Source organism: Janthinobacterium sp. MP5059B (assembly GCF_001758645.1).
In the GTDB taxonomy this organism is placed as follows: domain Bacteria; phylum Pseudomonadota; class Gammaproteobacteria; order Burkholderiales; family Burkholderiaceae_D; genus Janthinobacterium; species Janthinobacterium lividum.
In genome coordinates this window covers 24,457-47,372 of record NZ_LRHX01000020.1, presented here as the reverse complement: position 1 = coordinate 47,372, position 22,916 = coordinate 24,457, and the positions used below count along the sequence as shown (strand labels likewise).

The following is a 22,916-nucleotide window of genomic DNA, read 5'->3' as shown; positions in this document are numbered from 1 at the left end:
CTCTTTCATTGAGATCAGCCAGCTGCGTCTTCTGGCAAGGGGTATCAGCTACATTGCCCCGGCGGCGACGCCGGGGGGCTACGGTGCTTACAGGTCCAGCAGCAGGCGTGCAGGATCTTCCAGCGCTTCTTTCATCGCCACCAGGCCCAGGACGGCTTCGCGGCCGTCGATGATGCGGTGGTCGTAGGACATGGCCAGGTAGTTCATCGGACGTACCACGATCTGGCCGTTTTCCACGACAGCGCGGTCCTTGGTCGCATGCACGCCCAGGATGGCCGATTGTGGCGGGTTGATGATCGGGGTCGACAGCATGGAGCCGAAGGTACCGCCGTTCGAGATCGAGAACGTGCCGCCCGTCAGGTCGTCCAGGGTCAGCTTGCCTTCCTTGGCTTTCGCGCCGAATTCACCGATTTTTTTCTCGATGTCGGCGATCGACAGCTGGTCCGCGTTGCGGATGATAGGCACGACCAGGCCGCGTGGCGAACCGACAGCGATACCGATGTCGAAGTAGCCGTGGTAGACGATGTCGTTGCCGTCAACGGAGGCATTGATGATCGGGTATTTTTTCAGGGCGGCGACGGCGGCCTTGACGAAGAAGGACATGAAGCCCAGCTTGACGCCGTGCTCTTTCTCGAACTTGTCCTTGTACTTGTTGCGCAGGTCGATGACCGGCTGCATGTTCACTTCATTGAACGTGGTCAGGATGGCGTTCGTCGATTGCGATTGCAGCAGGCGCTCGGCGATACGTGCGCGCAGGCGGCTCATCGGCACGCGCTCTTCAGGGCGGTCGCCCAGGCTGGCGGCCGACGGCGTGGCAACTTGTTGCAGCGCTGGCTTGGCAGCGGCTGGCGCCAGTGGCGCGACAGCTGGCTTGGCGGAAGCGGCCAGGGCGTCGCCCTTGGTCACGCGGCCGTCTTTGCCGGAACCGGCGACGTCGCCAGCGGACAGGCCTTTTTCGGACAGGATCTTGGCAGCGGCAGGCATGGCGACATCGCCTTTGGTCGCAGCGGCTGGCGCCGTAGCGTTAGCCGTGTCTTGCGCTGCAGCAGCCAGGGCTGGCGCGGCAACGGCCGACACTTCCATCGGGCTGACCTTGGCCGAGCCGTCGGTGTCGATGATGGCGATGACTTCGCCGGCGACGACGGTAGCGCCGTTATCCTTGATGATCTGCACGATCACGCCAGCGGCAGGCGCCGGCAGTTCCAGCACCACTTTATCGGTTTCGATATCGATCATGTTTTCGTCGCGCGCAACTGGTTCGCCGACTTTCTTGTGCCATGCCAGCAGGGTCGCTTCTGCAACCGATTCCGACAACTGGGGAACTTTGACTTCGATTTGTGCCATGTAAAACTCCGTTTATTTTGTTATTGCGGCGCCGCCCCTGCGTAGCAAGGGCGGCGCTCCGTCACGATGTATGCGAACAGGCGCCATGCATGCGCATGGCGCCCGCTATCCTGCCACTTACTTGGTCAGGATAAAACCCTTCAGCTTCGAGAATGCCGTTTCCAGCAGATCTTTTTGCTGGGCGTAGTGCTTGTCATAGTAACCGACAGCAGGCGACGCCGAAGCAGGACGGCCGGCGTAGGCCAGACGCTGACCCGATTCCAGGCCTTCGAAGATGTTGTGCTGGATCTGGAACCAGGCGCCCTGGTTTTGCGGCTCGTCCTGCGCCCAGACGACTTCGACCAGGTTCGGGAACTTCTTCAGTTCGGCAGCGAACGACTTGTGCGGGAACGGATACAGCTGTTCCAGGCGCACGATGGCCGTGTCGGTCTGGCCGCGTGTCTTGCGTGCGTTGACCAGGTCATAGTAGACCTTGCCCGAGCAGGCGACCACGCGCTTGACTTTCTTGGCGTCGATTTTGTCGTCGACTTCGCCGATGACGGTCTGGAAACCACCCTTGGCCAGGTCGGTCAGCGGCGAACCGGCATCCTTGTTGCGCAACAGCGACTTCGGCGTCAGGATGACCAGCGGCTTGCGGAACTGGCGCACCATCTGGCGGCGCAGCAAATGGAAGATCTGCGAAGCCGTCGTCGGCTGCACCACTTGCATGTTGTTGTCTGCGCACAGCTGCAGGAAGCGTTCCGGACGCGCGGACGAGTGCTCAGGACCCTGGCCTTCGTAACCGTGCGGCAGCATCATGACCAGGCCAGAAGCGCGGCCCCACTTCACTTCGCCGGAGCTGATGAATTGGTCAATCACCACTTGCGCGCCGTTGGCGAAGTCGCCGAACTGGGCTTCCCAGATCGTCAGCGTGTTCGGTTCAGCGGTCGAGTAGCCGTATTCGAAGGCCAGTACGGCTTCTTCGGACAGCACCGAGTCGATGACGGTGAACGGCGCCTGATTGTCCGACACGTTTTGCAGCGGAATGTAGGTACCTGCATCCCAACGCTCGCGGTTCTGGTCATGCAAGACGGCGTGGCGGTGCACGAAGGTGCCGCGGCCGGCATCCTGGCCCGTCAGGCGGATGGCGTAGCCGGACGATACCAGCGATGCGTAGGCCAGGTGTTCGCCCATGCCCCAGTCCAGGTTCATTTCGCCACGGCCCATGGTGCCACGGTCGCCCAGTACTTTTTCAACCAGCGAGTGGACCTTGAAGTCTTCCGGCACGGTGGTGATGCGGGTGGCCAGGCGTTTCAGTTCCGTCATCGGCACGGCGGTATCGGCCGAATCGGTCCATTTCTTGTTCAGGAACGGCAGCCAGTCGACGGCGTACTTGTTCTTGAAGTTCGAGATGACCGGATCGACGGTATGCTTGCCGGCGTCCATGGCGTCGCGGAATGCGGCCACCATCTTGTCGCCGCCATCGGCAGGGATCACGCCTTGCGCTACCAGCTTGTCCGCGTACAGCTTGCGGGTGCCTGGATGCTGGCCGATCTTCTTGTACATCAGTGGCTGCGTCAGTGCCGGCGTATCTTGCTCGTTGTGGCCAAGCTTGCGGTAGCAGATGATGTCGAGGACGATGTCCTTCTTGAATTCCATGCGGTAGTCGAGCGCGATCTGCGTCGCCAGCACCACGGCTTCCGGATCATCGGCGTTGATGTGCAGGACCGGTGCTTCGATCATCTTGACGACGTCCGAGCAGTACAGGGTCGAGCGGGCATCGCGCGGATCCGAGGTGGTGAAACCGATCTGGTTGTTGATCACGATATGCACCGTGCCGCCCGTGTGGTAGCCACGGGTTTGCGCCAGATTCAGCGTTTCCATGACCACGCCCTGACCGGCGAAAGCGGCATCGCCGTGCACCAGGATAGGCAGCACTTGCGCGCCCTGCGCGTCGCCGCGGCGATCCATGCGGGCCTTGACGGAACCTTCGACCACAGGGTTGACGATTTCCAGGTGCGACGGGTTGAACGCCAGCGACAGGTGGACCGGGCCGCCCGCGGTGGAGATGTCCGACGAGAAGCCTTGATGGTACTTCACGTCGCCGGCAGGCAGGTCGTCGCCATGCTTGCCTTCGAATTCTTCGAACAGTTCCTGCGGCGCCTTGCCCAGGGTGTTCACCAGCACGTTCAGGCGGCCGCGGTGAGCCATGCCGATAACGATTTCCTGCACGCCTTTTTCGCCGGCGCGCTGGATGGTTTCATCCATCGAGGCGATGAAGGTTTCGCCGCCTTCCAGGGAGAAGCGCTTCTGGCCCACGTAACGGGTGTGCAGATAGCGTTCCAGGCCTTCAGCCGCGGTCAGGCGGTCGAGGATGTGGATTTTTTTCTCTGGGGTGAAATTCGGGGTGGAGCGGATCGCTTCCAGTTTCTCTTGCAGCCAGCGCTTTTCGGCCGGGTCGGAGATGTACATGAATTCGGCGCCGATCGAACGCGTGTAGGTATCGCGCAGATAGTTCAGCAGATCGCGCAGGGTGGCGGTCTCGGGGCCAAAATAGGTATTGCTGATGTTGAACACGGTGTCCATGTCCGCGTCGGTGAAGCCGTAGAAGCTCGGTTCCAGTTCCGGGATCATCGGACGTTCCTGGCGTTGCAGCGGATCCAGGTTGGCCCAGTGCGAACCGAGGTAGCGGTAAGCGGCGATCAGCTGCGTGGCGGCGACGCGCTTGCGGCCCATTTCAGCATCGAAGGAAGCGGTCACTGTGCGGATCGGACCTGCTTTTGCGCGCTCGGCGAACGAGGCGACGACGGAGGCATGCGCCACGTCAGGCTTGTTGGTGCCATCGACGGCAGGCACGTGCTGCATTGCGTCGAAGTAGGAACGCCAGTTATCGGGTACCGAGCCTGGATTGTTCAGATACGCCTCGTACAGGTCTTCCACGTACGGAGCATTCCCACCGAACAGGTAGGAGTTGGTCGTTAATTGCTGCATATATTGCTCACCTTTCTTCGCGCTTCGCGAGGAATTAGCGGGTTAATCTAACCTTCCGCGACACGGCCTGACCGGTTAGCGGATTGCACATCAAGTTGTGGGGAAGGGCTTTTTTATTGCACCAGCATTCTGCATACCGTCATTTAGAATAGCACGCGGTATTGTAACGCAACAACGCCTAGTTGAATTTTATTTGGCAAGCAAATGTAAGCTCTGTTGTTGATTTTCCCGGGCTTGCAAGCCTGTCACTGTTATGCTTACAACACATCGGCGACCCTGCCGGCGTGCCGCTTGCGCCCAACTGGTCTGCCCGGCAACGGCGCCGCCGCGATGGCCGCCAGCCAATCGGGATCGCCGGCAAACCACTCCACCAGGAAGTCGAGCATGGTGCGCAGCAGGGGCGACATGTGCTGGCGCGAGGTGTAGACGCCGTAGATGCCCATGTCCTGCGGCTGGTACGCGGGCAAGAGCTCCACCAGCTGCCCGCTGGCGATCAGCGGCGTGACCGAAAAGCGCGGCTGCATGGCGATGCCCGCCCCCGCCACCGTGGCCACCAGCAGGACCAGCGATTCATTCGCCGACAGGCGGCCGCTGACGGGGACAGTGAGCGCTTCCCCGTCATGCGTAAACTGCCACAGGCTCTTGCCGAAATACGTGTACGTCAGGCAGTTGTGCAGGGCCAGGTCTTGCGCCCGGCGCGGCGTGCCGTGCGCCGCCAGGTACGATGGTGCGGCGCACACCACCGAGGCGCAGCTGGCCAGCTGGCGCGCGATCAGGTTAGGCTCGAGCGCGTTGGTGATGCGGATCGCCAGGTCGATGCGCTGCTCCACCAGGTTGACGGCGCGGTTCTCCATCTGCAGGTCGACGGCGGCGCGCGGGTAGCGCCGCAGGTAAGCGGTTACTGCGCCAGCCAGCGCCGTCTGCGCCAGGGATTGCGAACAGGTGATGCGCAACAAGCCGTGCGGCGTATCGAGGCCCTCGGGCGAAGTGACGGCCATGGCGCCAGCCACTTCCAGCATCTGCCGGCAGCGCGCCAGGGTGGCATCGCCCGCATCCGTCAGGCTCAGCCGGCGCGTGGTGCGATGCAACAGCCGCGCCCCCGCCCACTGCTCCATTTCGGCCAGGTAGCGCGTCACCATGGCGCGCGACATGTCGAGCGCTTCGCTGGCGGCCACCATGCTGCCACGCTCGGCGATGGCGACGAATACTTGTGCGGCGGTGATGCGGTCCATGCGGTGCTCCCTTGATTCGTCCGATCCATGCAACTAAGTATTGCAATCTACCCTATTTCTCGCGCCTGGTCGAAAGGATAATATGCGACAAGAGCATCCAATGCAGAAAGAATAATATGTTTGCACGCGCCGCCCGCCCCTCCCGCACGCTGGAGACCTTCCGCCTGGATGTGCTGGGCCGCGCACCGTCCACTTCGCTGCTGCTGAGCGGCATGGCGGACGCCATCCTCGTCAACACCCAGTTCCTGCGCGGCGATGCAGCGCAGTTAGCGCACACCATCGCCGCCAGCGGCAAGCGCCTGACCACCATCTATATCAGCGCGGCCGAACCGCAAGCCTATTTCGGCCTGGGCGTGCTGCAGCAAGCCTTTCCGCAGGCCCGCATCCTCGCCAGCGGCGCCACGGTCGAGGCGATTCGCCGCCAGGCCGGCGCCAGAGTCGCCCACTGGGGCGGCATCCTCAAGCACAATGCGCCGCACCGCATCGTCATGCCCCAGCCCTATGAGGGCGACAGCCTGCAACTGGAAGGTCGGCACGTCGCCCTGCGCCACCTGGAAGCGGCCTTCAACTGACACGACGCAGGCCTGCCCTACAACGCCCCCAGGAAGCGCTCGTATTCTTGCGCGCTGCGCGCCAGCCGATCGGCATAGCCCGCTTCCTTCGGCCCGTCTTCCGCGCCATAGAAGGCAAAGAAGCGGCGGTTGTCGGCGCCGATGTACGCCAGGGTGACATCGAACGGCGCCAGCAGCTGCGCCAGGGTGACGTTCCACCTGCCTTCCGGCGTGAAATCCTCCTCGCGGATGCCGGCCGTGACGGCCAGCGCCACTTTACGGCCCCTGAAGGCATCGCCGCCCGTGCCGTAAGCCCAGCCATACGCCAGCACCTCGTCGAGCCACCGCTTCAGCAAGGGCGGACAGTTGAACCAGTAGACGGAGAATTGCAGGACCACATTGGCGTGCGCCTCCACCAGCGCCTGCTCGCGCGCCACGTCGATGTTTCCATCCGGATAAGCCTGGTGCACGTCGTGGATGGTGTAACGGTCGGGATACTGCGCCAGCTCCTGCAGCCAGCGCTTGTTGGCGACTGACGTATCGATGGAGGGATGGAAGACGATAACGAGGGTTTTCATCATGCTGCTTTCCTGAAAATGGATGGACGCACCAGCCCGCCTGAACAGAAAAGCAGGCAAGCCGGTACCCTGCCCCGTGGCACGCGGCATGTGGCCACGCGCCTGCAGGGGCAAAAACAGCATAACCATGCCGAGTACTTTTCACAAGTACGCACATTTACTACCCATACAGTAAGAAAAGTAAGCTGGAAGGCCGTGAAAAGACGTTTGGCCATGCGCATCCGCCTCAGGCTGGCTGGTGCCGTTCGCCCCACGCGCACAAGGTATGCAGCACGGGGATCAGCGAGGCGCCCTTGCTGGAAAGCGAATATTCCACCTTGGGCGGCACTTGCGGATATTCCTTGCGGACGATCAGCCCATCGGCCTCCAGCTCCTTCAGCACGACGCTGAGGGTCTTGAAGGCGATGCCGCCGAGATGGCGCTTGAGTTCGTTATGCCGCAGCACGGTGTTTTCCGCCAGCGCATACAGGATCAGCATCTTGTATTTGCCGCCGATCAGCGACAAGGTATAACCAAATGCCGTATCGCCCAGGGCCACGCCGCTGGGCGCGCAGATTTCTTCATTCATCGCGTTGCACTTCCTGTTGAACCAGGATCCGAGCATAACAGCACGGCGGCCCTGGCTTGCATCGAACACGCACATAAAAAAACGGGCCGAAGCCCGTTTTTTGTTTGCTTGATACCGCTCTGGATTAACGCTTGTCCAGTGGCAGTACTTCGCGCGTGGTCGAACCGACGAACAGCTGGCGCGGACGGCCGATTTTTTGCTCTGGGTCGGCGATCATTTCGTTCCACTGGGCGATCCAGCCGATCGTACGGGCCATAGCGAAGATACCGGTGAACAGCGACACAGGGATGCCCAGCGCCGATTGCACGATGCCCGAGTAGAAGTCGACGTTCGGGTACAGTTTGCGCGACACGAAGTATTCGTCGTTCAGTGCAATCTTTTCCAGTTCCATCGCCAGCTTGAACAGCGGATCGTCTTGCAGACCCAGTTCTTGCAGCACTTCGTAGCAGGTTTCACGCATCAGCTTGGCGCGTGGATCGAAGTTCTTATACACGCGGTGGCCAAAGCCCATCAGCTTGACGCCGGAGTTCTTGTCCTTGACTTGCTCGATGAAGGCAGGGATGTTCTCGACGGTGCCGATTTCCTTCAGCATGTTCAGTGCCGCTTCGTTGGCGCCGCCGTGGGCAGGGCCCCACAGGCAGGCGATACCGGCAGCGATACAGGCGAACGGGTTGGCGCCCGACGAACCGGCCAGACGGACGGTCGATGTCGATGCGTTTTGCTCGTGGTCCGCGTGCAGGATCAGGATGCGGTCCAGGGCGCGCACCAGCACGTCGTTGACCTTGTACTCTTCGCACGGGTTGGCGAACATCATGTGCATGAAGTTGGCGCTGTACGACAGGTCGTTGCGTGGGTACACGAACGGTTGGCCGACCGAGTACTTGTAGGTCATGGCGACCAGGGTTGGCATCTTGGCAATCAGGCGGATGGCCGACACTTCGCGGTGACGCGGGTCGTTGATGTCCAGCGAGTCATGGTAGAACGATGCCAGCGCGCCGACGGTGCCCACCAGGACCGACATCGGATGCGCGTCGCGGCGGAAGCCACGGAAGAAGAATTGCATCTGTTCGTGCACCATCGTGTGCTTGGTGACGGTGTCGACGAACTTGGCTTTTTGCGCCGCGTTCGGCAATTCGCCGTTCAGCAGCAGGTAGCACGATTCCATGAAGTCGGCGTTGACGGCCAACTGTTCGATCGGGTAACCGCGGTACAGCAGCTCGCCCTTGTCGCCGTCGATGTAGGTGATCGACGAGTTGCAGGCGGCCGTCGACATAAAGCCTGGGTCGTAGGTGAACTTGCCGCTACCGGCGTACAGTTTGCGGATGTCGATGACGTCCGGGCCAACCGTGCCTTTGTAGATTGGAAATTCAAGCGATGGGCTGCCATCGGAGAACGACAGGGTAGCTTTTGTGTCAGAGATATTCATGGGCTCTTCCTTCTCGGGAGTGAGTCGAAATTAAAATCAAAAATTCTGGCTGCAATTCGCACCGCAATTCGGCAGTGCTACAGCGCGCCACTCGCACCGTTTGCAATATATCGCCCAGGCGTCTAGGCAATGCGCAGTCGTTGCAGCAGTGCGCGCACATGCGGCAGATCGACTTCGCCTTCCGGCTCTTTACGGGCCAGTACCAGATCCATTAACGCATTGTCCGATAAATCCAGCAAACGCGTCAGCGCGTCAACTTCTTCATCGGTCAATTCGGTTTCATACGCATCGAGAAAACGGGTCAGGATAATGTCGTTTTCCAGCAGGCCACGGCGTGAACGCCAGCGCAGGCGGGCGCGGTTGGCCGGGTCGGCCTGATGCGAGGACAAAATTGATTCTGTCATTTGGTTTACCACTTTACGTGTGCCTTGCGGCACGGTGCTGCTTTGCAGGCGCCGCCTGCAGGCAAGAGAGGATACCCTCTTCCCGCAAACGGCGCCCGGCGGACGCGATCAGGGGATCAGATCGCGCGGCGGACCATCAATTCCTTGATCTTGCCAATCGCCTTGTTCGGGTTCAACCCTTTCGGGCAGACGTCGACGCAGTTCATGATCGAATGGCAGCGGAACAGGCGGTACGGGTCTTCCAGGTTGTCCAGACGCGCACCGGTGGCTTCGTCGCGCGAATCGGCGATGAAGCGGTAGGCTTGCAGCAGGCCGGCCGGGCCGACGAACTTGTCCGGATTCCACCAGAACGACGGGCACGACGTGGAGCAGCATGCGCACAGGATGCACTCGTACAGGCCATCGAGTTCTTCGCGCTGTTCCGGCGACTGCAGGCGTTCTTTTTCAGGCGGGATCGAGTCGTTGATCAGGAAAGGCTTGATCGAATCGTACTGCTTGAAAAATTGCGTCATGTCGACGATCAGGTCGCGGATGACTGGCAAACCTGGCAACGGACGCAGCACGATAGGCTCCGACAGTTCGTTCAGGTTGGTGGTGCATGCCAGGCCGTTCTTGCCGTTGATGTTCATCGCGTCCGAACCGCACACGCCTTCGCGGCACGAGCGGCGCAGGGCCAGCGAGTCATCGACGTCCGACTTGATGCGCTGCAGTGCGTCGAGCAGCATCTTGTCGGTGTCTTTCAGTTCGACCGTCAGGTCTTGCATGTAAGGCTTGGCATCCTGGTCAGGATCGTAGCGGTAGATTTTGAATTTGAGAGTGCGTGCCATGTTCTGACCTTTAGAAAGTACGTGGTTTTGGCTTGAAGGTATCGACCGTCAGCGGTTTGGTCACGACTGGCTTGTATTCCAGGCGGTTGCCTTCCGAGTACCACAGCGTGTGCTTCATCCAGTTGTCGTCGTCGCGGGTCGGGTGATCATCCTGGGCGTGGGCGCCGCGCGATTCCTTGCGGGCTGCTGCCGAGACGATGGTCGCTTTCGCCGTTTCGATCAGGTTGTCCAGCTCCAGCGCTTCCACGCGGGCCGTGTTGAACACCATCGATTTGTCCTTGAACGAGACGTGCTTGCGGCGCTCGTCAAGCTTCATGATTTCGATCACGCCCTGGTCCAGCATCGCGTCGGTACGGAACACGCCACAGTACTTCTGCATGGTGGCGCGGATCTCGTTCGCCACGCCCTGCACGGTTTCCGTGCCGGTCGAGTTTTCCAGGCGCGCCAGGCGGCCCATGGCGAAATCGGCGGCGTCGGCTGGCAAAGGCTTGTTTTCCTTGGCTTTCAGGCCGCTGTTGACGATGTGGTTGCCGGCCGCGCGGCCGAAGACCACCAGGTCGAGCAGCGAGTTCGTGCCCAGGCGGTTGGCGCCGTGCACGGAGACGCAGGCGCATTCGCCGATCGCGTACAGGCCGTTGACGACTTTCGCCGAATTGTCCGGACCGGTCGGGGTGACGACCTGGCCGTGGATGTTCGTCGGAATGCCGCCCATCTGGTAGTGAATCGTCGGCACGACAGGAATCGGTTCCTTGGTGGCGTCGACGTTGGCGAACTTGTGGCCAATTTCCAGGATCGACGGCAGGCGCTTGGCGATGGTGTCGGCGCCGATATGGCGCAGGTCCAGCATCACGTGATCCTTGTTCGGACCGCAGCCGCGGCCTTCCTTGATTTCCTGGTCCATCGAACGCGAAACGAAGTCGCGCGGCGCCAGATCCTTCAAGGTTGGCGCATAGCGCTCCATGAAGCGTTCGCCTTCGCTATTGATCAGGATGCCGCCTTCGCCGCGCACGCCTTCGGTGATCAATACGCCCGCGCCGGCCACGCCGGTCGGGTGGAACTGCCAGAATTCCATGTCTTGCAGCGGCAGGCCGGCGCGTGCCGCCATGCCCATGCCGTCGCCGGTGTTGATGAAGGCATTGGTCGACGCGGCAAAGATACGGCCTGCGCCGCCCGTTGCCATGACCGTCGTTTTTGCTTCCAGGATCATGCATTCGCCGGTTTCCATTTCCAGCGCAACAACACCGATCACGTCGCCGTCGGCGTCACGGATCAGATCGAGTGCCATCCATTCGACGAAGAAGTGCGTACGGGCGCGGACGTTGCGCTGGTACAGGGTGTGCAACAGGGCGTGACCGGTACGGTCGGCTGCCGCGCAAGCGCGCTGCACCGGCTTTTCGCCGAAGTGGGCCGTGTGGCCGCCGAAAGGACGCTGATAGATGGTGCCGTCAGGGTTGCGGTCGAATGGCATGCCGAAGTGTTCCAGCTCGTACACGACCTTCGGTGCTTCGCGGCACATGAATTCGATGGCATCCTGGTCGCCCAGATAGTCGCCGCCCTTGACGGTGTCGAACATATGCCAGAACCAGTTGTCTTCGGCCATGTTGCCGAGCGACGCGCCGATACCGCCCTGCGCCGCAACGGTGTGCGAGCGGGTCGGGAAAACTTTCGACAGGACAGCGACGTTCAGACCGGCTTCAGCCAGCTGCAACGACGCGCGCATGCCGGAACCGCCGGCGCCAACGATTACCGCATCAAAGCGGCGGGTAGGGATTGCAGATTTATATGCTGCCACGATTACACACTCCAGAGTATCTGTACCGTCCAGCCGGCACAAGCGATCAACCACAGCATGGTGGCAATTTGCAGGGTCATGCGGAGGCCAACGCTTTTCACGTAGTCCATCCAGATATTGCGTACGCCGACCCATGCGTGGTAGAACAGGGCGACAAACGTCACCAGGCTGAATAATTTGAACCATTGCTGTGCAAACAATCCTGCCCAGCCTTCATAGCTGAAGTTGCTGCCGGTCAGGAAGGCGATCAGCAGGATGGCGACGTAGGCCACCATGACGAGGGCGGTGACGCGTTGCGCCAGCCAGTCGCGCAAGCCGTAATGGGCGCCGACGACGAGGCGTTTCGGTCCGATGTTATTGTTTGCCATTAAAATACTCCAAACAGTTTCAAAGCGACCAGAGCGGTCAGTACCAGGCTGATCACCAGAACGAACTTGGCGGTATTGCGCGCGGGCTCTTTCTCGGCGGCGACGTGCACGTCCATGAGCAAGTGGCGGATGCCGGCGCAGAAGTGATGCAGGAAGGCCCAGACCAGACCCAGCGTGATCAGCTTGACGAACCAGTGCGAGGCGATGCCCTGGAAGTAGGCGTAGGACATTTCGGAACGCAGGCTCAGTTCCAGCATGTACAGGATGCACGGCAGCAGGGCGAAAATGATGATGCCGCTGATACGATGCAGGATCGAGACGATGGCGCCGATCGCCATGCGGTAGTTCGACAATTCGGTAACATGGATGTTACGGAATTGCGGCCGTTCTTTTTTTGGTACTTCTCTTACGGCTTCAGACATAACAAAAACCTCCCCTTTGAATTTCAACTAAATATTGAAGCCGCGATTTTCGCCGATTTTCGCAACCCATACCAATATCTATTGTTACATATAACCAAAATGGTTTTTTACTACAAAATACCGCGCTACTTTCCGTAGTTCACGTAATTTAATTACAGAATCGCCGGCAAAACACGGCCCGCCGGGGCGGGCCATGCTGTCGCTGCGCTTTCCGTTGTCTCCGTTGCCCGCCTTGCGGCAGGCATCTTGCAAGCGATGCACTTCAGCCTTGCTGCTTGTTCGGACGCCCACGGGCGCCCCGCCGCTTCAGCTGAGTTCATTCTGATAATGATGGCGACTGGTCAGGTACAGGCCCCGGCGCAGTTCGACCGGCTTGTCGCCGTAGGTAAACGACACGCGCTCGGAACTGAGCAGGGGCGTGCCGAGGTCGATATTTAACAATTGCGCGGCGCCCGCGTCGGCGCACACGGCGCGGATCTGCTCGGACGCGCGTATCATGCGCGTGCCAAATTCCGTTTCAAACAGACCGTACATGGGGCCCTTGTATTCCACCAGGCGTTCGGCCGTCAGGCCCTTGAAGATCAGACCGGGCAGCCACAGCTCTTCAACGATGGTCGGCACGCCGTCGAAATACTGCACGCGCTTGATGAAGATGACGGCGTCGCCGGACTTCAGGTCCATCAGGCGCGCCACGTCGGCTGGCGCGCGCACGCGCTTGACTTCGATAAACTTGCTTTCAGGGTAATGCGGTACACCTTCGTCCGGCACCAGGCGCAGGAAGCGGAAATGCGCGCGCGCCTCATGGTGGGTGGAAACGAAGGTGCCCTTGCCCTGGCGCCGCATGACGAGATTCTCGGCGGCCAGCTCATCGATGGCCTTGCGCACCGTGCCCTGGCTGACCTTGAAGCGCCCCGCCAGCTCGACTTCGCTGGGAATGAGCTCGCCCGGCTTCCATTCGCCCGATTGCAGGCTTTGCGTGATGAGCGCCTTGATCTGCTGGTACAGGGGGCTGAAGGTGGGCGATGCAGTTGCGGCAGGCGCGGCCACGGCAGCAGTGGTATTCACGCTGGCAACAGGGGTGGCGGCAGTGCCGGCCGCTGCGGCAACGGGCGTGGCCGGGGTGCCCGCGGTCGGACTGACCGCCCCGCTTGCAGCAGTGGCATTGTTGGTCAGATTGGACGAGGCGGAATTCATAGTCCGACATTTCAACACAAATCACTGCCCGCGTCCAGTAAAAGACTCGCAGTTATCTGTCTTATATAAGACATAAGATATGATTGACAGATGCAGATCAGGGGCCTAAACTGCCCTCGATAAAACTTGTGAGCCAGCGTTTTATGTTGTCGGCCAGCCACTCTGGCCTCGTGCAGCACAAGCGTGACGGCAGCGTACACCAGCAATTCGGTGGCGCGGGCCGGTTTTGGTATCATTATAGTTTTTCCGGATAAGCGTAAGCCCAGCTTCAAGCCCGTTTTCTTTCCCATTTTTGGAGATTCATCATGGCTAAAACCCCAATGCGTGTTGCAGTGACCGGCGCCGCCGGCCAGATCGGCTACGCCCTGTTGTTCCGCATCGCCAATGGCGACATGCTCGGCAAAGACCAGCCTGTCATCTTGCAACTGCTTGAAATCCCGGACGAAAAAGCCCAGAAGGCGCTCAAGGGCGTGATGATGGAAATCGACGACTGCGCATTCCCGCTGCTGACGGAAATGACCGCCCACTCCGATCCGCTGACCGCATTCAAGGATGTCGACGTGGCCGTACTGGTTGGCGCGCGTCCACGCGGCCCAGGCATGGAACGCAAGGACCTGCTGGAAGCGAACGCCCAGATCTTCACGGTGCAAGGCAAGGCGCTCGACGCCGTCGCTTCGCGCAATGTCAAAGTGCTGGTGGTCGGCAACCCTGCCAACACCAACGCCTACATCGCCATGAAATCGGCGCCATCGCTGCCAGCGAAAAACTTCACCGCCATGCTGCGCCTGGACCACAACCGCGCGCTGTCGCAAGTCGCTGCCAAGACCGGCACCGCCGTGAAAGACATCGAGAAGCTGACCGTGTGGGGCAACCACTCGCCAACGATGTACGCCGACTACCGCTTCGCCACCGTGAACGGCAAGGCTGTGAAAGACCTGATCAACGACCAGGAATGGAACGCCAACACCTTCCTGCCAACCGTCGGCAAGCGCGGCGCCGCCATCATCGAAGCGCGCGGCCTGTCGTCGGCAGCGTCGGCAGCGAACGCCGCCATCGACCACATCCATGACTGGATGCTGGGCACCGCCGGCAAGTGGACCACCATGGGCGTTCCTTCGGATGGCTCGTATGGCATTCCTGAAGGCACCGTGTTCGGCTTCCCTGTCACCACCGACAACGGTGAGTACACCATCGTTCAAGGTCTGGAAATCGATGCATTCTCGCAAGAGCGCATCAACCTGACCCTGAAAGAACTGACCGAAGAGCGCGAAGGCGTGAAACACCTGCTGGCCTAAGTCCAGTTTTGGCGGCGCGGCAATGCGCCGCCCGCCAAAGAAGGCCGCCCTGCGAGATTCGCGGCGCGGCTGTTTTATCAAGTAGTTTTTACCTGCAGAAATGCCTTAAGCATGCACCCTTCCGAGGTTTTATTCCAAGGCAAACGCCAGCCGCTGTTGCTCGCCGCTTGCGACCACTACGCCGGCTCTGAAAAGCTGATGCGTAAATCGATTGCTTTGCAACAAGAGCTTGGCCCCCTGTTCGACATCACGTTCGACTGCGAAGACGGCGCCAGCGCCGGCAATGAAGAATCCCACGCTTTGATGATCGCGGGCCTGCTGGCCAGCGACGAGAACCAGTTCAACCGCATCGGCGTGCGCGTGCACGACGTCGACAGCCCGTTTTTCGCGCGCGACGTGGAAATCATCTGCACCGCCGCCTCGCGTCTGGCCTACATCGCCGTGCCCAAGGTGGGCGGCGTGCAGGATGCCATGCTGGCCATCGACCTGATCAACCTGCACGCGCGCCGCGCCGGCCGCGACAACCTGCCCGTGCACATCCTGATCGAGACGCATGGCGCGCTGCGCGACGCCTATGCGATCGCCGCCCTGCCCCAGGTCGAATGCCTGTCCTTCGGCATCATGGATTTCGTTTCGGCCCATTACGGCGCCATTCCCGCCGCCGCCATGCGCACGCCGGGCCAGTTCACGCACCCGCTGGTGGTGCGCGCCAAGCTGGAAGTGGCGGCCGCCTGCCATGCGCACGGCAAGGTGCCGTCGCACAACGTGACGACGGACGTGCGCGATTCGGCCGTGGTGGCCAACGATGCCCAGCGCGCAACAGCCGAGTTCGGCTACACGCGCATGTGGAGCATCCACCCGGACCAGATCAAGCCCATCATCAAGGCCTTCACCCCGCGCCTGTCCGAAGTCAACGAGGCCAGCAACATCCTGAATGAAGCGCTGCGCGCCAACTGGGGACCGATTGCGCAAAATGGCCGCTTGCACGACCGCGCCAGCTACCGATATTATTGGACCGTTTTGCAACGCGCCAAACTGGCAGGCCTCGGCCTGCCCGAGGCGGCCGCTGCATTACTCAACGCCCCCTCTTCCAGCACCACTGAAAACTGACAGGAATTACACGATGTCCCTCTCCAAATTAGCAATTGCCTGCAGCGTCGCGCTGGGCGCCATGACCCTCACGCTGGCGCCAGCCAGCTTCGCCGCCACGGATACCAAGGAAGCGGCAAACGCCAAGGCGGTCAAAGCCAAGGCCAAGCCGAAAGCCAAGGCCACCAAGGCAAAGGCTGCCGCCAAGGAAGCGCATCCGCTGGCCATGTCCATGGTCGACAAGGAAGAGTCCGACGAGCCGGACACCGCGGGTTCGGCCTCCACCGATTTCAATTGTGAACTTGGTAATAAAATTACCATCTACACCAATGCTACTGACGACAAACACATCGCCCTGCGCTGGAAGAAGCGCCTGCACCGCCTGAGCCGCGTTGGCACCACCACCGGCGCCAACCGCTTCGAGAACCGTTTATACGGTCTCGTCTGGATCGGCATCCCGGCCAAAGGCATGCTGCTCGATTCCAAGCAGGGCCGCCAACTGGCCAATGAATGCAAGGATGCAGAGCAAGCCAAGCCGGCGGCAGTGGTGGAAGCGGCGCCATCGCTGGGCGTGCTGCCGGCCACCGGCGGCTGATGTGCGTAGCAAGGGCCTCTTCGGGGGCTCAGTCATGTTTTGTAATTTGAATAATCAATAAATAGACGATACCCAACAAGGAGAGGTCATGTCCCGCAACACTCTGAACACGCTCAAGGACTTTAATATTTCGGATAGCAAGAAGGGCAAGCTGTACTCCCTGCCTGCACTGGAAAAAAGCCTGGGCATCAATGTCTCCCGCCTGCCAGTGTCGATTCGCATCGTGCTCGAATCGGTATTGCGCAACTGCGACGGCAAAAAAGTCACCGAAGAACACGTCAAGCAATTGGCGAGCTGGGGCCCGACCGCCGAGCGCACCGACGAGATCCCGTTCGTAGTGGCGCGCGTCGTGCTGCAAGACTTCACCGGCGTACCGCTGCTGGCCGACCTGGCAGCCATGCGCAACGTGGCCGCCAAGATGGGCATCAACGCCAAGAAGATCGAACCACTGGTGCCAGTCGACCTGGTGGTCGATCACTCGGTGACCATCGATCACTACCGCGAAAAGAAAGCGCTGGACCTGAACATGAAACTGGAATTCTCGCGTAACAACGAGCGTTACCAGTTCATGAAATGGGGCATGCAGGCATTCGACACCTTCGGCGTCGTGCCACCAGGCTTCGGCATCGTCCACCAGGTCAACCTGGAATACCTGGCGCGCGGCGTGCACCACGCAGGCAAGAAAGCCGGCGACGTGTACTACCCTGACACCCTGGTCGGCACCGACTCGCACACCACCATGATCAACGGCATCGGCGTGGTCGGCTGGGGCGTGGGCGGCATCGAGGCGGAAGCCGGCATGCTGGGCCAACCGGTCTACTTCCTGACGCCTGACGTCATCGGCGTGAACCTGTCGGGTGCGCTGCGCGAAGGCTGCACCGCCACCGACCTGGTACTGACCATCACCGAATTGCTGCGCAAAGAAAAAGTCGTCGGCAAGTTCGTCGAATTCTTCGGCGAAGGCACCGAGTCGCTGACCCTGACTGACCGCGCGACGATCGCCAACATGGCACCGGAATACGGCGCCACCATGGGCTTCTTCCCGGTCGACGAAGCCACCATCGATTACTTCAAGGGCACCGGCCGCAGCAAGGCTGAAATCGCCGCGTTCGAAGGCTACTTCAAGGCGCAAAACCTGTTCGGCGTGCCAAAAGCCGGCGAGATCGACTACACCCGCGTGGTGGAACTGAACCTGGCCACGGTCGCTCCGTCGCTGGCCGGCCCGAAGCGCCCGCAAGACCGTATCGAAATCGGCAACGTGAAAGCGAACTTCGCCGAGCTGTTCGCCAAGCCAACCACGGAAAACGGCTTCAACAAGAACCCGGCCGACCTGGCTGCCGTGTACGAAACGACGAACGGCGTGAAAGTGTCGAACGGCGACGTGCTGATCGCCGCGATCACCTCGTGCACCAACACCTCGAACCCGAGCGTGATGCTGGCTGCCGGCCTGCTGGCCAAGAAAGCCGTGGAAGCCGGCCTGAAAGTCGCTCCGCACATCAAGACCTCGCTGGCCCCCGGCTCGCGCGTCGTGACCGAGTACCTGACGGCTGCCGGCCTGCTGCCATACCTGGAAAAACTGGGCTTCGGCGTGACCGCCTACGGCTGCACCACCTGTATCGGCAATGCGGGCGACCTGACGCCTGAGCTGAACGCCGCCATTGCCACGCACGACATCGTCGCGTCGGCCGTACTGTCGGGCAACCGCAACTTCGAAGCGCGTATTCACCCGAACATCCGCTCGAACTTCCTGGCTTCGCCACCGCTGGTCGTCGCTTACGCCATCGCCGGCAACATGACGCGCGACCTGATGACGGAACCTGTCGGCAAGGGCAAGGGCGGCAAGGATATCTACCTGGGCGACATCTGGCCGACCTCGGCTGAAGTCTCGGCCATGATGAAATTCGCCATGAACGCCAAGGTGTTCAAGGACAACTACGCCGACGTCAAGGGCGCACCAGGCAAGCTGTGGGAAAAAGTCACGACCGTGTCCGGTCAAGTCTACAACTGGCCGAAATCGACCTACATCGCGGAACCACCGTTCTTCGACAACTTCTCGATGACGCCAGCGGCAGTGGCCACCGGCATCGAAGGCGCGCGCGCACTGGGCGTGTTCGGCGATTCCATCACCACCGACCACATCTCGCCAGCCGGCTCGATCCAGGAAAACGGTCCTGCAGGCAAGTGGCTGAAGGAAAACGGCGTCCTGAAAGCGGACTTCAACTCCTACGGCTCGCGTCGCGGCAACCATGAAATCATGATGCGCGGCACGTTCGCCAACGTGCGTATCAAAAACCGCATGATCCCTGCCAAGGCGGACGGTTCGGCGGTCGAAGGCGGCATCACGATTCACCAGCCTTCCGGCGAACAGATGTCGATCTACGACGCAGCGATGAAATATGTTGCTGAAGGCACGCCAACCATGGTCTTCGGCGGCGAAGAGTACGGTACGGGCTCGTCGCGCGACTGGGCGGCAAAAGGTACGCAACTGCTGGGCGTGAAAGCCGTGATCACCCGTTCGTTCGAGCGTATTCACCGCTCGAACCTGGTGGGCATGGGCGTGTTGCCGCTGCAATTCATCGGCGACGACAGCGTGCAAACCCTGGGCATCACCGGCAATGAAACCTTCGACCTGAAAGGCCTCGAAGGCGAAATCAAGCCACAGCAACTGGCCACCCTGGTGATCCACCGCGCCGACGGCACCAGCGTCGACGTGAAAGTGCTGCTGCGCATCGATACGCCGATCGAAGTCGATTACTACAAGCATGGCGGTATCCTGCCATTCGTGTTGCGTCAACTGCTGGCCGAGTAATCAGCCCAGCTGTGAGGTAAGATAAAAGCGCCGGTTCCGACCGGCGCTTTTTTTCGTCCCTGCGCCCCGTTCCGACTTGAAATTCCGACTATTGGCATGATCTGAGGATAGCTTACGTATTGCGTGCGGCTGAATCCTCTACAATACGGTTATAAGGGTTTATCATTGTTTGACTGATCCATTTTTTTCACTTTCCGAGACTCTTATCCCGCCATGCGTCGTCCTTCCAAAGATTCATCCCATAAACTGACTGCCGACAGCCAGCGCCTGGTCACCTTTGCCCAGGCGATCGTACAGGCAGCCAGCCGTCTCGAAGAGCGGTCCTGGGAACACAGCCTGGATACGCAGCTCCAGAAATTACTCAAAACCGGCCACCAGGACACTATCGACAACACCCTGGGCAGCCTGTTCAAGGAAGACTTGAACGCCTACGACGTGCTGATGGACTGCGTTGAAGCCGTCAGCGAATCGACCGTCGTCGTACATGACGACGTGCGCTACGACGCCCTGCTGGTCGCCGTGCCCATCCTCGCGTGGACGCGCTTTTCCATCGCCTCCGGCCCCATGGCCGGCGACGCGCACGGCGTGCTGTCGGCGCATTTCGCCGCCCACCTGCTGGCCGATGGCACGAAGATGGCCATGGCGCCCACCCTGTATTCGATCGACCAGCTGCCGCGCAGCCACGTCGAGACCTATGCCAAGACGCAAAAGCTGGCACTGGCCGCCCTGAAAGGCACGGCCGTCAAGCCGTCGGCCAAAGAGGCGGAAACGGCGCCCTTCCTGGCCGACACGCGCTATCTGCTGGTGGCCGTGGTGGCCCCTGCTGGCGCACCGCTGTTCCGCTGGCAGACGCCGTCGAGCCAGCTCGACTTCATCGCCGAGCGCAGCGCCGCCCTGGAACAATGGCGCACGCAGGCCACGCCGACGATTGCCCGCCTGCTGCCCGGCTGCGGCCTGGAATTGCTGCTGCCGGAAGCGTATTACGTGGCCTGCCGCGAAGCGGACAAGCTGATACGCCCCGTCTCCGTGCGCGCCGCCGTGCACTACCTGACGCACACGCTGGCCATCGAGCCGTCGGAACTGCGCGCCGTCATCGCCGGTTTCGGCGAGGAAGCGGCCGATGGCCAGGTGGACGAGTACCGCATCGCCTTCACCCTGCGCCAGGCGCCGGACGTGATCTACGGCATCGTCTGGCCTTTATATGGCCAGGAAGACGAGGATGGCACGCCGATCGAAGGCCTGATCCAGGTCGGCATCGCCGCGCTGGACAAGCAAAAGACGCCCGTCGATGAAATCATCGAGCACCTGAACGCCGCCGGCGTGACGCAGATCAAGCGCCACGCGGAACGCTTTGTCGGTGAATACTGCGACGATTGCGGAGCGCCCCTGTTTGCCGATCCCGTGGGCGAGCTGGCGCATGCGGAAATGCCGGAAGATACGCCGCAAGGCACGGAACACTTCCATTGATGCTGTAACGGTGTTGTCGGATTACGCGCTGCGCGCTAATCCGACCTACGCTGCTGGCATAGGCCGTAGGTCGGATTAGCCGGTACGGCGTAGTCCGACAACACCCCTGATGCAAAAAAGGCGGAATCGAGGTTCCGCCTTTTTCATTACAACGTCCAGTAATCCACCATCACCACTGTGAAAACGGGTGGCGAATCAGGTTGGCGTTGTAGTAGCGCGCGTCGCCCGATACTTCCGCGCCGATCCAGTCGGGCTTCTCGAACGGCTGGTCTTCCGAGGCCAGTTCGATCTCGGCCACCACCAGGCCCGCATTCGCGCCCAGGAACTCGTCGACTTCCCACACCATGCCCGCATGTTCGATGCGGTGGCGGACCTTTTCGATCAGCGGCTGTTCGCACAGGCCGTCGAGCAGCTCGGCCGCATCGGCCAGCGGAATCGGATACTCCCACTCGCCGCGCGTCGCGCCCACGTTCGCGCCCTTGATGGTCAGCATCGCCTGCTCGCCTTCGATGCGCACGCGCACCACGCGCTCGCGCGCGGACGACAGATAGCCCTGGCGCAACAGGACCGCCTGGCCCAGGCCGCGCCAGGCGTCGCCGGCAAGCAAAAATTTACGCTCGATCTCGATACCCATGAACAACGCCGTTCAATCCAGCGACAGCAGGATAGGCTGCAGCATGGCCGCGCCCAGGGCCGCGCTGCGCGCGCCGTTCCAGCCGACGGCCGGATCCGGCAAGTCGGCGTTTTCCTTGAACGGCATTTCCAGCGTCAGCGCCAGGCAGCCGAAGTGGTGGCCGATGTATTTCGACGCCAGGGTCAGCATGTCCGATTTGTACTTGCTGGCCGCATAGCCGAACTTGTCCTGGAAATCGGGGCTGGCCTGCTTGTAGCGCTCGATGAAGGCCTTCTGGTGCGCCGCTTGCGCCGGCGTGAAGTTTTCCAGCATTTCATTGCCGGCCACAAAGTTGTACGGCAGCGCTTCGTCGCCGTGGATGTCGAAGAACATGTCGACGCCCGTTTCATGGATCTTGTTTTTCACGCACAGCACTTCCGGGCTCGATTCCAGCGAAGGCGTCATCCATTCGCGGTTCAGGTTGGCGCCTGCCGCATTCGTGCGCAGATTGCCGCGGATGGAGCCGTCCGGGTTCATGTTCGGCACGATGTGGAACACGGCGCGCTGCAGCAGTTTGCGCGCGATCGGGTTGGCATCGTCCAGCAGCGAGTCGATCAAGCCTTCGACGAACCATTCGGCCATCGATTCGCCCGGATGCTGGCGCGCGATGACCCAGATCTTCTTTTCCGCCTGCGGGTTGCCGATGGTCACCATGTTCATGTCGCGGCCGTCGACCGTGCTGCCCAGGTCGGACACGCGCGCCAGCGGATGCTCGGCCACTTCGCCCAGCAGGCGCAGATGGCGTTCCCACGAATACGGCTCGAAATAGGCGTAATACACGCTGTCGAGTTCCGGCGTGTGCGAGATCGTCATGACCTGGCCGTCGAACGAGGTCGGCACGCGGAACCAGTTTTCGCTGTCGTAGCTGGCCACGGCCTGGTAGTCTTCGTAGCCGGCCGGATAGGTGGCCTGGCCCGCGTTCAGGAAACGCATCGTGCATGCCTGGCCACGCGCGCCCTGCAGGCGGAAGTGGAACCACTGGTGGATGTCGGCGTGGCTATCCTTGCGCAAGTTCAGGTCGATGGCGCCGGCACTGGTGGCGCTCACCACGTCGATGGCGCCCGAGTCGAAGTTCTGGCTGATTTTAATGGTCATGTAATGATCCCGTCCGAATGTAAGTGTTCCGGCGTTGCCTCGTGGGCTGGCGCCGGCGCGCTAAGTAACCCCCAATAAATTCTTCTGATTTCTAGTCTCCACAATCGGCGCGCTGCTATGTTGCCCACCGCTAGCAGTGCTCGCACTGCGTCGCGGCGAGCGCCTTGCATCGCATCCGCTTCTGTTCGCTATAAATTCACAATAATTTCCCGGGGAT

20 protein-coding genes are annotated in these 22,916 nt (G+C 61.0%); 6 read left to right on the top strand and 14 right to left on the bottom strand.

Annotation, left to right across the window (positions count from 1 at the left end):
• Window positions 1-87: 87 nt before the first annotated feature.
• The 3 genes from odhB to JAB1_RS24090 form a co-directional block, all read right to left on the bottom strand.
• Window positions 88-1,344, bottom strand: coding sequence for a 2-oxoglutarate dehydrogenase complex dihydrolipoyllysine-residue succinyltransferase (gene odhB / locus JAB1_RS24100; RefSeq protein WP_034789085.1), 1,257 nt, complete (start codon window positions 1,342-1,344; stop codon window positions 88-90).
• Window positions 1,345-1,461: 117 nt separating this feature from the next.
• Entirely contained in the window at window positions 1,462-4,314 is a 2,853-nt protein-coding gene (locus JAB1_RS24095) for a 2-oxoglutarate dehydrogenase E1 component (protein WP_034789088.1), read from the bottom strand.
• 257 nt (window positions 4,315-4,571) lie between these two features.
• A complete protein-coding gene (locus tag JAB1_RS24090) occupies window positions 4,572-5,546 on the bottom strand; it encodes a LysR family transcriptional regulator (RefSeq protein WP_070282086.1) in 975 nt (324 codons plus the stop codon).
• Window positions 5,547-5,662: 116 nt separating this feature from the next.
• Between JAB1_RS24090 and JAB1_RS24085 the strand changes: the two genes are divergently transcribed.
• Window positions 5,663-6,118, top strand: coding sequence for a hypothetical protein (locus JAB1_RS24085; protein WP_070254085.1), 456 nt, complete (start codon window positions 5,663-5,665; stop codon window positions 6,116-6,118).
• A gap of 17 nt (window positions 6,119-6,135) precedes the next feature.
• Here JAB1_RS24085 and JAB1_RS24080 read toward each other — a convergent pair whose 3' ends face one another.
• The 9 genes from JAB1_RS24080 to JAB1_RS24040 form a co-directional block, all read right to left on the bottom strand.
• The gene (locus JAB1_RS24080; RefSeq protein WP_070282244.1) at window positions 6,136-6,678 is read right to left on the bottom strand and encodes an NAD(P)H-dependent oxidoreductase; all 543 of its coding nucleotides are present in this window, start codon (window positions 6,676-6,678) and stop codon (window positions 6,136-6,138) included.
• 223 nt (window positions 6,679-6,901) lie between these two features.
• Window positions 6,902-7,243: a helix-turn-helix domain-containing protein gene (locus tag JAB1_RS24075; protein ID WP_070254087.1), complete on the bottom strand. Its 342-nt coding sequence runs from the start codon at window positions 7,241-7,243 to the stop codon at window positions 6,902-6,904.
• Between the two features lie 124 nt (window positions 7,244-7,367).
• Window positions 7,368-8,669, bottom strand: a complete 1,302-nt coding sequence (gltA, locus tag JAB1_RS24070) for a citrate synthase (RefSeq protein WP_035820759.1) — start codon at window positions 8,667-8,669, stop codon at window positions 7,368-7,370.
• A 122-nt stretch (window positions 8,670-8,791) separates the two neighbouring features.
• On the bottom strand, window positions 8,792-9,073 hold the full coding sequence (locus JAB1_RS24065) for a succinate dehydrogenase assembly factor 2 (RefSeq protein ID WP_034752073.1): 282 nt from the start codon (window positions 9,071-9,073) through the stop codon (window positions 8,792-8,794).
• A gap of 116 nt (window positions 9,074-9,189) precedes the next feature.
• Window positions 9,190-9,900, bottom strand: coding sequence for a succinate dehydrogenase iron-sulfur subunit (locus JAB1_RS24060; RefSeq protein ID WP_034789099.1), 711 nt, complete (start codon window positions 9,898-9,900; stop codon window positions 9,190-9,192).
• A 10-nt stretch (window positions 9,901-9,910) separates the two neighbouring features.
• The gene (gene sdhA / locus JAB1_RS24055; RefSeq protein WP_034789101.1) at window positions 9,911-11,692 is read right to left on the bottom strand and encodes a succinate dehydrogenase flavoprotein subunit; all 1,782 of its coding nucleotides are present in this window, start codon (window positions 11,690-11,692) and stop codon (window positions 9,911-9,913) included.
• Window positions 11,693-11,694: 2 nt separating this feature from the next.
• The gene (sdhD, locus tag JAB1_RS24050; RefSeq protein WP_034789102.1) at window positions 11,695-12,060 is read right to left on the bottom strand and encodes a succinate dehydrogenase, hydrophobic membrane anchor protein; all 366 of its coding nucleotides are present in this window, start codon (window positions 12,058-12,060) and stop codon (window positions 11,695-11,697) included.
• Window positions 12,060-12,482 (bottom strand): succinate dehydrogenase, cytochrome b556 subunit, encoded by a 423-nt coding sequence (gene sdhC, locus JAB1_RS24045; RefSeq protein ID WP_034789105.1) that lies wholly within the window; start codon window positions 12,480-12,482, stop codon window positions 12,060-12,062. The genes sdhD and sdhC overlap by 1 nt, the downstream gene beginning before the upstream one ends.
• Before the next feature lie 306 nt (window positions 12,483-12,788).
• Window positions 12,789-13,676: a GntR family transcriptional regulator gene (locus tag JAB1_RS24040; RefSeq protein WP_081345455.1), complete on the bottom strand. Its 888-nt coding sequence runs from the start codon at window positions 13,674-13,676 to the stop codon at window positions 12,789-12,791.
• Between the two features lie 305 nt (window positions 13,677-13,981).
• Between JAB1_RS24040 and JAB1_RS24035 the strand changes: the two genes are divergently transcribed.
• The 5 genes from JAB1_RS24035 (at window position 13,982) to JAB1_RS24015 (ending at window position 20,931) form a co-directional block, all read left to right on the top strand.
• Window positions 13,982-14,971 (top strand): malate dehydrogenase, encoded by a 990-nt coding sequence (locus tag JAB1_RS24035; protein WP_034789110.1) that lies wholly within the window; start codon window positions 13,982-13,984, stop codon window positions 14,969-14,971.
• 111 nt (window positions 14,972-15,082) lie between these two features.
• Window positions 15,083-16,081, top strand: coding sequence for an aldolase/citrate lyase family protein (locus JAB1_RS24030; protein ID WP_034789112.1), 999 nt, complete (start codon window positions 15,083-15,085; stop codon window positions 16,079-16,081).
• A 13-nt stretch (window positions 16,082-16,094) separates the two neighbouring features.
• Window positions 16,095-16,655 carry a hypothetical protein gene (locus JAB1_RS24025; protein ID WP_034789113.1) on the top strand — a complete coding sequence of 187 codons (561 nt, stop codon included), beginning with the start codon at window positions 16,095-16,097 and terminating at the stop codon, window positions 16,653-16,655.
• A gap of 88 nt (window positions 16,656-16,743) precedes the next feature.
• Window positions 16,744-19,464 carry an aconitate hydratase AcnA gene (gene acnA, locus JAB1_RS24020; protein WP_070254090.1) on the top strand — a complete coding sequence of 907 codons (2,721 nt, stop codon included), beginning with the start codon at window positions 16,744-16,746 and terminating at the stop codon, window positions 19,462-19,464.
• A 213-nt stretch (window positions 19,465-19,677) separates the two neighbouring features.
• The gene (locus tag JAB1_RS24015; protein ID WP_070282085.1) at window positions 19,678-20,931 is read left to right on the top strand and encodes a DUF2863 family protein; all 1,254 of its coding nucleotides are present in this window, start codon (window positions 19,678-19,680) and stop codon (window positions 20,929-20,931) included.
• A gap of 169 nt (window positions 20,932-21,100) precedes the next feature.
• Here the strand turns inward: JAB1_RS24015 and JAB1_RS24010 are convergent, their stop codons facing one another.
• Together JAB1_RS24010 and JAB1_RS24005 are read right to left on the bottom strand one after the other, a co-directional pair.
• Window positions 21,101-21,565, bottom strand: a complete 465-nt coding sequence (locus JAB1_RS24010) for a CYTH domain-containing protein (protein WP_070282242.1) — start codon at window positions 21,563-21,565, stop codon at window positions 21,101-21,103.
• Between the two features lie 12 nt (window positions 21,566-21,577).
• On the bottom strand, window positions 21,578-22,699 hold the full coding sequence (locus JAB1_RS24005) for a M14-type cytosolic carboxypeptidase (RefSeq protein WP_034789119.1): 1,122 nt from the start codon (window positions 22,697-22,699) through the stop codon (window positions 21,578-21,580).
• Window positions 22,700-22,916 lie beyond the last annotated feature (217 nt).